Origin of the sequence: Neisseria sp. HMSC70E02 (assembly GCF_001838645.1) — a bacterium.
Classification (GTDB): Bacteria; Pseudomonadota; Gammaproteobacteria; order Burkholderiales; family Neisseriaceae; genus Neisseria; species Neisseria macacae.
Genome location: NZ_KV838149.1, coordinates 1,331 through 12,900 on the forward strand (window position 1 = coordinate 1,331; position 11,570 = coordinate 12,900).

Consider the following 11,570-nt stretch of genomic DNA (forward strand, 5'->3'; position numbering starts at 1 on the left):
CAGCCGCCTTCAGGCGGCTGTGTGTTGAAACCGTCCCATCGGGCATGGCTTTAATATCAAAACCACCAGCCGCCTTTAGGCGGCTGTGTGTTGAAACGTAGTTATTGCGCTCCTGCTCGAACAAGTATTCCCCAGCCGCCTTTAGGCGGCTGTGTGTTGAAACCTCATAGAGTTCTTTAACGATTTTAAGACGGGTACCAGCCGCCTTCAGGCAGCTATATATCAGTACAACTCAGAGATTTCTTACAACAAAGGTCGTCTGAAAACCTTATCAATCGGTTTTCAGACGACCTTTTTCAGCCATCAACATAAGCCCGATACTTTGGAATAGGCTATGGGCATCAGACAGATAGGTTAGCCGATTCGGGCATCAGAATTTCACACCTTTATGCAAGGCTACGATGCCTGCGCTCATATTATGGTAATCAACGCTGTCGAAACCGGCATCCAGCATCATTTGTTTCAATGTTTCCTGGTCAGGGTGCATGCGGATGGATTCTGCCAGATATTGATAGCTGTCTGCGTCTTTGGCAATAAGTTTGCCCATGACCGGCAGCAGTTTGAAGGAATACAAATCGTATGCGCCTTCCAGTGGCTTGTAGACTTTGGAAAATTCCAACACCAAGAGCGTTCCACCCGGTTTGAGCACGCGGTACATTTCTTTGAGTGCAGCATCTTTGTGGGTCATGTTGCGCAAACCGAAAGCAACGGAAACCAGATTGAAATAGTTGTCGGGAAACGGCAATTTTTCAGCATCGGCAAGCGATACTGGCAGAATCAAACCTTCATTCAACAGTCTGTCTCTGCCCACTGTCAGCATGGATGAGTTGATGTCGGTCAGCCACACTTCGCCCTCTTTGCCCACACGCTTGGCCCAGCCGCGCGACAGGTCGCCGGTACCGCCGGCGATATCCAGCACTTTATCGCCCTTTTTCAGACGGGCGGTATTGATGGTGAAATGTTTCCAAACGCGGTGCAGGCCGGCAGACATGACATCGTTCATGATGTCGTAGTTTTTGGCTACGGAATGGAACACTTCGGCCACTTTACCTGCCTTTTCTTCTTCGTTTACGGTGGTGAAACCGAAATGGGTTTTGTGGTCGCTCATAGAGGTGCTTTCCTAAAATAATCTGAAATCAATATGGTTCAAACGGTATTTCGATTTTCAGACGACCTTGCTCTAGGGGTCGTCTGAAAGTTTAATCATTGAGAGGCAAACCTGTCTTTCAATTTGTCCATGGCTACGCCGAATGCTGAAATTTCATCTCAGAAGGTGATGGCATTTTTATCGTCATTCACGATATGCTTTTTGCGGGCCTGCTTGACATAGTCTATCAAATGGATGGCTAAATAATCTTTTTTATTCAGGTAACAACGCAACTCGCCCGTGCAGTGGCATTGTACCCTCAAGACCGTATCTTTCCAGCCGATTCTGTTTGACATCCGACAGGCTGATATATTTTTTCAATCGAGGAACAAAGCCTGCTTTGCCGACATCCTGCTGTCCGTCACAATGCCGCTTCAAAAAGAACAAACACGTTCAGTAATCAATGATGCCCGCCACAACCGCCGCTGCCGCAGGAATGCTTTTTACCGGCAACAAGGTCTGCGGCACTCGGTATTCTGGAGGCTCCGGCTTCTTTTAACCTGCGGAGATAATCCTGCCAAAGCGCATCATAATCGTAAGCCAATTTATAAAGATAAGCCCAGTCATACAAACCGCTATTATGACCGTCTGAAAAAGTAATTTTGAGCGCATACTGACCGACAGGGTCTAAATCAGAAATCGTAACTTCCGCTTTACCTGTCTGCAAGACATCTTGTCCCGCACCATGTCCGCGCACTTCGGCGCTGGGAGAATAAACGCGGAGAAATTCGGCAGGAAGGGTTTTACGTTCACCGCGATAAACCAAAACCAAAGCCGATCGGTCATGTTGCAAACGGATTTCTTCAGGAATGTTGTTATCAACTTGGTTCATGTCATACCCCCATTTTCTTTCGCAGCACCGCTACCCAGATTGAAAAAACGCCGCCCAAAAACGCAAACAGCAAGATTAAAATGAGCGCAAAACGGGTCAGCTCAATCCGCATCGACATATCCAAGCCCAAATCAAACACTGCCAAAATCACATATATCAGGAAAGAAAGCATCATCAGTCCGATACAGATAAAGGCATAACGCGTATTGGCGGCAATTTTCGGATGGCGGATCATTGTTTGAGAAACAAGAAATAAAATTTCCGCTATTCTAACAGTTTTACGGTTCACCCAAACAATAAAGTATCTTGCCCCACCCTGCTTTGTCTTGTTGCATATAAAGAAGGTCGTCTGAAAACCTGTTTGGGTTTCAGACGACCTTGATTGCCTATTGCCAGATATAAAGTAAGACCGCCTTATCGTTTTCTTCTTTCGGCGTTAACCGAACATCATCGCCTTTGTCTCCGGTAACCCGTACCACCATACCGCCGATCTGACGCTCCATGACTTCGAGTTTCGCTTTGCCGCGTTGGCGGTAAACATACTCTTCGCATTCCCGCTGACACCAAAAATCCTTCCAATGAATGAAATATTTCTTACCCGATTCAACTGCCAATTTTTCGCCGCCTTTAACGATAAAGTAAGGATAATCAGGCTTTTTCGTTCGGAAAGTCCATTCGGCTTTTTCAGATTTGCCATTGCGCTCATACTCGAATACGGCACGATACGCGGTATCGTATTCCAAAGGCAATAAAGGAAATAAGGCAAATTGACGATCAGAAAACGTTTGATTCGGATCATTGCTTGCCGTCAACACCTTGACCTTCTCTATCTCGGATTTGCCCTGATAAAGCTTGAACGACCGCATTTTGATTTTTCCGGCAGATTCCGAAAAAGCGATACTGACCGGATTGCCGGTAAATTCGTGTCCCGGCATGGGATCGGGGTGTTCGCCGTGAAAATCCGGCATGGCAAAATCACCTTGCGGATAAACGACATATAAGAACTCGCGTTGCGCCTTGACTTCGTCCGCATAAACAATGGCATTGTTGTTGCAGGCATTTTGATAGTAACGCCGTCCCGGTTCAGGATAAACCCTGCCTAAACCGCAATAAAAATTAAACTGATGATTTCCCTGATTGATGGCGACCGATATGCGCCCATCACGATGCTCAAATGCCGCACCGGCTTCATCAATGCCTTGTTCCAACAGAGAGAAGCGGTGATAAATAGCGGTCATCAAACCGTCAATCTGCTGCTGAACCGGCAAATTGGTATCCATATCTTCAGGATACGGATAAAAACCGGTGGTGATATTTTCATGTACGCCATCATAAAGATAACCTACCTTGCGGGCGCGTTCATTCGGGCGGTAACCGGTAAAAAACGGATTGCTGCGATGACGTTCGTCATGACCGTCTTCAGGGTTCTGCAACAAATAACGCGCATGATTGCGGGCGGACTTTTCTAAAACCGACGAATGCGCCAAAGTCGGCAGCCCCGCGCCTGCACGCAAAAAATTCAGGTAAGCCAATCCGCCGAATGAAGACACGGAAGACCTGTCATGCGGCGACTCAGCATGAATCAGCTCGGTATGAGAAATTCTATGGTTTTGCTGATAATAAAAAAAACTGAAAGCCGCAGCCAACAGCGCAAGCCAGAAAATGAGATTTTTCATATTGTTATAAATAGATAGTGGATTAAATTTAAATCAGGACAAGGCGCCGAAGCCGCAGAACAGTACAGATAGTACGGCACCGATTCACTTGGTGCTTCAGCACCTTAGAGAATCGTTTTCTTTGAGCTAAGGCGAGGTAACGCCGTACTGGTTTAAAGTTAATCCACTATAAGTAAGAAGACGGCTAAAGATATGCCCATTTCATTGCCAATCCCGAATCATACAGGATAAAGGTCGTCTGAAAAACCAAAACCCCGACTACAAACCATGTAATCGGGGTCGGTACTAAAAAAAGACTTAGTATTGGTATTGATTCTGCTCAGGATATTGGTTCTGCGCCGGGTAGGGATATTGATTCTGTCCGGACATTTGAGGCTGTACTTGTTGGCGATTGTCGATTCTGCTGCCGGTACGTTCCAATGCCTGACCTGCCTTACCGATACCGTGCCCAATACCGCTGACAGAACGCCCGATAATGCGTGAACCGTCTTCCCGAACGCCGTTCCAAGTATTGTGACAGCCTGCCAAAGTCAATAAAACCAGTGCAACAGATAATGCTTTCATGATGTGCTCCTATCGTTAGTATAGCCAATCCGCAGCTTTAAAAACTGCGGGTATGTTCCCATTGACAGTAATCAATCTCAGAGAGTTTATCGATTTTCCTGATTTTACGAGCGCATAACAAAAACACTTGGTAAGAGTCATAAATATTTTCAGACGACCTTTTGTACATCTGTCCTTAAGATGTCTGAATATGCTCTTGAAGAATCAAACCTCCAAGTTTTTACGCCACAACACCAACAGTTTGCCGATATGCTGAACCAGTTGCGCATCGACGGCTTCGCACAGCGCATTGCAAATTTCAACGCGCTCGGCTCGGTCGTCGCCAAATACACGGACTTTGATTAACTCATGCGCCGTCAGGGCGGCATCGGTTTCTTTGATAACGGACTCGGTCAAACCTTGCTGTCCCACCATTACAACAGGATGAAGGTGATGGGCGCGGGCTTTCAATTCCAAAATTTCTTTGGTACTTAATTTATTGTCAGTCATGTTCTAGTGCTTGAAAAGAAAGAATAATGCGGCATTGTACGCGATTTGGCGCAATCTCGGGGGAAAATAACGTACAATACGGCGTTTCTCTAAATCATTAAATAAATTATGGCAGTACGTTCAAAATCATCAAAAGCCTGGCTTCACGAACACGTCAACGATCATTACGTCCACATGGCGCAAAAAGACGGCTATCGCGCCCGCGCTGCATATAAACTGCTGGAAATCAACGAAAAAGACAAATTAATCAAACCCGGCACGGTTTTGGCGGATTTAGGCAGCGCGCCCGGAAGCTGGTCACAAGTAGCAGCAAAACTGGTCGGCAATTCAGGGCGCGTGTTCGCATTGGATATCCTGCCTATGGATGAAATAGAAGGCGTTTCCTTTATTCAGGGCGACTTCAGGGAGGACGAAGTATTGGCGCAATTTGAAACCCTGCTGGACGCCCGCCCGCTAGACCTTGTAATTTGCGATATGGCACCCAATATGTCGGGTAATGCCGTAACCGACCAAGCCCGCAGCTTTTACTTGTGCGAACTGGCTTTGGACTTTGCCGTCAATCATTTGAAAACGGGCGGCAGCTTTTTGGTGAAGGTATTTCAGGGAGCGGGCTATCAGGAATATATGGCAGCCATGCGCGAAATCTTCGGAACGGTGCAGACGCGCAAGCCCGAAGCATCACGCAATCGTTCCAGTGAGATTTATTTATTAGGAAAAAATAAACGCTGACAATACAGGCAGCGTGTTTTAAAATCTTCCTTTCGTTTATCTTAATATCATGGAGTCTGGCTAAGTGGGGAATACCTTTAAGTCCATCCTGTTATGGGTCGCTTTGTGCGTCGGTTTGATGGCTGCGTTCAACGCACTGACCAGCAAGCAGGAAAACAAGCAGCAAATCGAATACTCTCAATTTATCCAACAGGTAAACAACGGTGAAGTGAGCAACGTCAAAATCGAAGGCTCCGCCATCATCGGCTATCTGATCAAAGGCGAACGTACCGATAAATCCACTTTCTTCACCAATGCGCCTTTAGACGATAATTTGGTCAAAACGCTTTTGGACAATAAAGTCCGCGTCAACGTTATCCCTGAAGAAAAACCGAGTATCTTTACCAGCCTGGTTTTCAGCCTGCTGCCGGTATTGCTGCTGATTGGCGCATGGTTCTACTTCATGCGCATGCAGAACGGCGGCGGTGGCAAGGGCAGCGCATTCTCTTTCGGTAAAAGCCGCGCCCGCCTGATGGACAAAGAAACCAATAAAGTTACCTTTGCCGATGTTGCCGGTTGTGATGAAGTAAAAGAAGAAGTACAAGAAATCGTTGATTATCTGAAATCCCCCAACCGCTATCAAAGCTTGGGCGGCCGCGTTCCGCACGGCATTTTGCTGGCAGGCAGCCCGGGTACCGGTAAAACTTTGCTGGCAAAAGCCATCGCAGGCGAAGCCGGTGTGCCGTTCTTCAGCATTTCAGGCTCCGACTTTGTTGAAATGTTCGTCGGCGTCGGTGCAAGCCGCGTGCGCGATATGTTTGAACAAGCGAAGAAAAACGCCCCTTGTATCATTTTCATTGACGAAATCGACGCTGTCGGCCGTCAACGCGGTGCCGGCTTGGGCGGCAGCAACGACGAACGCGAACAAACCTTGAACCAGCTTTTGGTCGAGATGGACGGTTTTGAAAGCAATCATACCGTTATCGTCATCGCCGCAACCAACCGTCCCGACGTACTGGATCCGGCATTGCAACGCCCCGGCCGCTTCGACCGTCAGGTTGTTGTTCCGCTGCCCGATATCCGCGGTCGCGAGCAAATCCTGAAAGTCCATGCGAAAAAAGTACCTTTGGACGAATCCGTGGATTTGACATCATTGGCACGCGGCACACCCGGCTTCTCCGGTGCGGATTTGGCCAACTTGGTCAATGAAGCCGCCCTGTTTGCAGGCCGCCGCAACAAAATCAAAGTTGACCAAAGCGATTTTGAAGATGCCAAAGACAAAATCTATATGGGTCCCGAACGCCGCAGCATGGTAATGCACGAAGACGAAAAACGTGCGACCGCCTACCATGAAGCAGGTCATGCGATTGTTGCCGAAAGCCTGCCGTTTACCGATCCGGTTCACAAAGTGACCATCATGCCGCGCGGACGTGCGCTCGGTTTGACTTGGCAGCTTCCCGAACGCGACCGTATCAGCATGTATAAAGACCAAATGCTGAGCCAATTGTCGATTCTGTTTGGCGGACGCATTGCCGAAGACATCTTCATCGGCCGTATTTCTACCGGCGCATCCAACGATTTCGAACGTGCCACCCAAATGGCGCGCGAGATGGTCACCCGTTACGGCATGAGCGATAAAATGGGCGTAATGGTTTATACGGAAAATGAAGACGAAGTATTCTTGGGACGCAGCATTACCCGTTCCCAAAACATTTCCGAAAAAACCCAACAAGAAATCGACGCAGAAATTCGCCGCATCTTGGATGAGCAGTATCAAGTAGCTTACAAAATCCTTGATGAAAACCGCGATAAGATGGAAATTATGTGCAAAGCCTTGATGGATTGGGAAACCATAGACCGCGATCAAGTGCTGGAAATTATGGCAGGCAAGCAACCCAGCCCGCCTAAAGACTACAGTCACAATCTGCGTCAAGACAATCCGGAACAATCTGAAACCAAAGCGGCAACACAATCTCCAGAAGCAGTCAGTCAGCATGAACCTGCTTCCACAGAAACCGCTCAAGAGCCAACTGATAAAGCCCAAGAGTTATCTGACAAACCGGAAGACCAAGCTTAATCGCACTAAAGAAAACGGCAGCCTAAAAGCTGCCGTTTTCTTGTTTGCCTCACCCTATTTTAGGGCTGATATCAACAATTATAGTGGATTAACTTTAAACCAGTACGGCGTTACCTCTCCTTAGCTCAAAGAGAACGATTCTCTAAGGTGCTGAAGCACCAAGTGAATCGGTTCCGTACTATCTGTACTGTCTACGGCTTCGTCGCCTTGTCCTGATTTATGTTAATTCCACTATAAATCCAACGGAACGCAACCGAAAATCGCAAGCCTGCCATACAACCAAGCCAAAGCCCGTTTTCACCCCCCCAAGCTCCCCACCGTTTTCAGACGACCTCTGCTATGATTACGCCTTCTGTCTGTACTTCCCTCCTTTTATCATGCCCGCCAACGCCTCCATTCCAGCCTTCGATCCCCTAAACATCCCCATAGCAGGTACCAATCTGATTGAAGCTTCTGCCGGTACGGGCAAAACCTACGGCATTGCGGCTTTGTTCACGCGCTTGGTCGTGCTTGAGCAGATGCCTGTCGAAAGCATTTTGACCGTTACTTTTACCAAGGCTGCTACGGCGGAATTGAAAACCCGTTTACGCGCACGTTTGGACGAAGTATTGCAGGCTTTGGAGAGCGTGGAGGATACGGGCAATCTTTCAGACGACCTTGAAGCATACTGCCGAGACAATCATCCGGGCGATGTGTTTCTGACCGGTTTGCTCAAACAGGCATTGGCTCAAGAAAGTCGGTCGCGGCTGATTGTCCGCCTCAAGGCTGCCATCGGGCAATTCGACAACGCCGCGATTTATACCATTCACGGCTTCTGCCAACGCATTTTGCGCGATTATGCGTTTTTGTGTCGTGCGCCTATGGATGTCGAGCTGACCGAAGACAACCGCGACCGCCTGCTGATTCCCGCTCAAGATTTTTGGCGCGACCGCATCGTCAATCATCCCGTTTTGGCGAAGCTGGTATTTCAACGCCACCAAACGCCGCAAACCATGCTGGCGGCAATACAAAAGTTCGTCAGCCGTCCGTATTTGGTTTTCAGACGACCCGAAGCAGACCTAGTCGCCGCGCAGGAAAACTTTCGGAAAACATGGGAAAAAGTGCGTTCCAAACTGGATGCTTTGGAAGAAACATTCTGGCGCATCCGTCCGATATTAAATGGCAACTCATACCAAGAAAAAACATTCAAAACCGTCTTTCTCGAACTCCAATCCGCCTCCCAATCCGATGCCCTTCCTTCTTTTAGCAAAACGACGGCAGAAAAGCTGCCCATGTTTGCCGCAGAAGCCTTAGAGTCCAAAGTCAAAAAAGGCAATACTCCTGATGCTGCCGCCTTTGCCGATTTGCAGATATTGGCGAATCTCGGCGCAGATTCGGCTGCCATTACGCAAGCTGAAGAAGATACGCTTACCCTGCTCCACCTCGACCTGCTCGACCATCTTAATGCCAGTCTGAGCAAACAGAAAAAATCCAAGCGCGAACGCGGTTTCGACGATTTGCTGCTTGATGTTTATGACGCATTGACCAACAACCCGCAGGCCGATTCACTGGCTCAGGCGGTAGCGCAAAACTGGCGCATCGCTTTGATTGACGAATTTCAAGACACCGATCCGCTGCAATACGAGATTTTCCGAAAAATCTTCATCAGCCAAAACAAGCCCTTATTCCTAGTCGGCGACCCCAAGCAAGCCATTTACAGCTTTCGCGGCGCCGACATTTACGCCTATCTGCAAGCCGCAGCCGACGCGCAACACAGCTACACGCTGGCGACCAATTACCGCAGCCATGCCAAGCTGATTAACGGCATAGGCGCATTGTTCCGCTGCAAAAACCGCCCTTTCGTCTTGGACGGCATAGACTATACCGAAGTCGGCGCCGCACGTTCCGAAAGCCGGCTTTCGCCGCCCCAAACTGCCATACAGATACGCTGGCTCAACGGCAAAGACGACGAAGTACTCAACAAAGACATCTTGCGCCGCCGTGCCTCCGAATATTGCGCCGACGAAATCGCCCACACGCTCAACGAAGCTGCCGAGGGTCGTCTGAAATTCAAAGACAGGCCGGTCGTTTCGGGCGACATTGCCGTCTTGGTCAGGACGTTTAACGAAGGCGTGATGGTGGCAAAAGCGCTGAAAACGCGCGGCATACAAAGCGTTTTGCTGTCGCGAGAATCGGTTTTCACCACGCCCGAAGCCCTCGCCCTTGCCGCGCTGTTGGATTATTGGCTCAATCCCGGACAAATCGGCTCTCTGCGCTTTGTCTTATCCGGCACATTGTTCGGCTACGACGCGCAAGCCCTGTATCAACTCAACCGCAACGAAGCCGAATTATTAAACTGGATAAACACCTCCGCCGAATCCGTTGCCATTTGGCGGAAAAGCGGGATTTATGCCGCGCTGCAACACTTCTCCTCGTTGCACGGCATCGAAACCGGATTGCTTGCACGCGGCGACGAGCGCGGCCTCACCAATTTCCATCAGCTTTTAGAGTGCCTCTCCGAAGAAGAAGGACAAAGCCTCAGCCCCGCCGCCCTGCATCAATGGCTCAACGACCAAATCAGCCTCGCGCAAGACCGCTCTGTCGGCGAATCAGGACTGTTACGGCTTGAAAGCGACGAAGCACTGGTCAAAATCGTCACCATGCATGCCTCCAAAGGTTTGCAATATCCTTTGGTCTATTGCCCTTTCGTTTGGGACGCGAAAGACATGAAGCCCGCCGATTGGCAAATCCTCCACACCGCCGACCACACCACCGAACTGCTTGCCAAATCGCAACTCAACGAAGAAGACCGCATCCACCTTGCCGACGAAGAAATGGCAGAACGCCTGCGCCTGCTGTACGTCGCGCTGACCCGTGCCGAAGAGCAGCTCGTCCTTTATGCCGCCCATTGCGGCGATACCGCCGATTCCCCTTTTGCCTACCTGCTTGAAGGCAGCGCCGACAGCAATCGGGCGGATACCCGCCGGGCCTATGACCAAGAACGCAAAGCAAACAAAGCCCTAGGCGAGCTGCAAATGCTGAAAAACAACTGGCTGCGTTTCCTCAACAATCCCCCCGAACATACCGACTTCAGCTTTTCCGAAGACGCGCCGCAACCTGCTGCCGCGCAAAACCGCCATCTTTCAGACGACCTCTATCAAGCCGCCGTTATCCCTGCCCGCGGATTTCAGTTCATCAGGCATACCAGCTTTACCGGCCTCAGCCGCCAAGTCAAAACCCGAGACGACGAGCGCGAAGAATTACAACCCGCACTCGATCCCGCAGAAACCGCCGCCGACACAGAAAGGTCGTCTGAAACCGCCCTCCTCGTTTCAGACGACCTCCCAAACACCGACATCCACCATTTCCCGCGCGGCGCCAACGCCGGCGTCTGTCTGCATGAAATGTTGGAAAAATTCAACTTTGCCCAAAGCGCCGAAAGCCAAAGCAGCCTGATTAGCGAAACCTTGACCCGCTACGGTTTCGACCTACTCTGGACAGATGCTGTCAAGCAAATGCTCGACACCTGCCGCAAAACGCGCCTTGTTGCACAAAGCCTGTCTGAAATCCCACCCGAACGCCACCTTCCGGAAATGGGGTTCACCCTCTACACCGAAGACTTCAAACTCCATGACCTGCGCCGCTGGTTTGCCCGTGAAAACAGTTCACTGCCGCCGGAATGCATCGAAGCCGCAGAAAGATTAGATTTCCAAGACGTACAAGGTTTTCTCAACGGCTTCATCGACATGGTCTGCCAAGATTCAGACGACCTCGTGTGCATCATCGATTACAAATCCAACCATCTGGGCGACAGCGCCGAAGCCTATACGCAACAAGCCATGAACGAAGCCGTAGCAGACCACCACTACTACCTGCAAGCACTCATCTACGCCATCGCCGTGGCCCGCTATTTCAAACTGCGCGGCAAGCCGTTACCCAAAATCGCCATCCGATACCTCTTCCTGCGCGGATTGGACGGCACGGACAACGGCGTCTGGCAATGGGACTTGGATACCGAATCCTTGGCGCAATGGCTGTAAATAGAATGAAAAAGGTCGTCTGAAAATATATAGTGGATTAACTTTAAATCAGGACAAG

9 protein-coding genes are annotated in these 11,570 nt (G+C 49.6%); 3 read left to right on the top strand and 6 right to left on the bottom strand.

Features of this window, described 5'->3' with window-relative positions; all coding sequences use genetic code 11:
- Nucleotides 1–370: 370 nt before the first annotated feature.
- The 6 genes from ubiE to yhbY all read right to left on the bottom strand — a co-directional run bounded on the left by ubiE (nt 371) and on the right by yhbY (nt 4,708).
- Nucleotides 371–1,108 (bottom strand): bifunctional demethylmenaquinone methyltransferase/2-methoxy-6-polyprenyl-1,4-benzoquinol methylase UbiE, encoded by a 738-nt coding sequence (ubiE, locus tag HMPREF3277_RS13045; RefSeq protein WP_003760056.1) that lies wholly within the window; start codon nt 1,106–1,108, stop codon nt 371–373.
- Between the two features lie 439 nt (nt 1,109–1,547).
- Nucleotides 1,548–1,979, bottom strand: coding sequence for a gamma-butyrobetaine hydroxylase family protein (locus HMPREF3277_RS13050; protein WP_003762839.1), 432 nt, complete (start codon nt 1,977–1,979; stop codon nt 1,548–1,550).
- A gap of 1 nt (nt 1,980) precedes the next feature.
- Nucleotides 1,981–2,268 carry a cytochrome b6 gene (locus HMPREF3277_RS13055; protein WP_246830824.1) on the bottom strand — a complete coding sequence of 96 codons (288 nt, stop codon included), beginning with the start codon at nt 2,266–2,268 and terminating at the stop codon, nt 1,981–1,983.
- 97 nt (nt 2,269–2,365) lie between these two features.
- The gene (locus HMPREF3277_RS13060) at nt 2,366–3,655 is read right to left on the bottom strand and encodes a CAP domain-containing protein (protein WP_070773644.1); all 1,290 of its coding nucleotides are present in this window, start codon (nt 3,653–3,655) and stop codon (nt 2,366–2,368) included.
- Between the two features lie 297 nt (nt 3,656–3,952).
- Nucleotides 3,953–4,219 carry a hypothetical protein gene (locus HMPREF3277_RS13065; RefSeq protein ID WP_003760069.1) on the bottom strand — a complete coding sequence of 89 codons (267 nt, stop codon included), beginning with the start codon at nt 4,217–4,219 and terminating at the stop codon, nt 3,953–3,955.
- A gap of 204 nt (nt 4,220–4,423) precedes the next feature.
- Entirely contained in the window at nt 4,424–4,708 is a 285-nt protein-coding gene (gene yhbY, locus HMPREF3277_RS13070) for a ribosome assembly RNA-binding protein YhbY (RefSeq protein WP_003760073.1), read from the bottom strand.
- Between the two features lie 108 nt (nt 4,709–4,816).
- Between yhbY and HMPREF3277_RS13075 the strand changes: the two genes are divergently transcribed.
- The 3 genes from HMPREF3277_RS13075 to recB all read left to right on the top strand — a co-directional run bounded on the left by HMPREF3277_RS13075 (nt 4,817) and on the right by recB (nt 11,512).
- Complete coding sequence (locus tag HMPREF3277_RS13075; protein ID WP_003762741.1) at nt 4,817–5,437, top strand: RlmE family RNA methyltransferase; 621 nt, start codon at nt 4,817–4,819, stop codon at nt 5,435–5,437.
- A 64-nt stretch (nt 5,438–5,501) separates the two neighbouring features.
- The gene (gene ftsH / locus HMPREF3277_RS13080) at nt 5,502–7,493 is read left to right on the top strand and encodes an ATP-dependent zinc metalloprotease FtsH (protein ID WP_070871367.1); all 1,992 of its coding nucleotides are present in this window, start codon (nt 5,502–5,504) and stop codon (nt 7,491–7,493) included.
- Nucleotides 7,494–7,870: 377 nt separating this feature from the next.
- Nucleotides 7,871–11,512 (top strand): exodeoxyribonuclease V subunit beta, encoded by a 3,642-nt coding sequence (recB, locus tag HMPREF3277_RS13085; RefSeq protein ID WP_070871368.1) that lies wholly within the window; start codon nt 7,871–7,873, stop codon nt 11,510–11,512.
- Nucleotides 11,513–11,570: the final 58 nt, after the last annotated feature.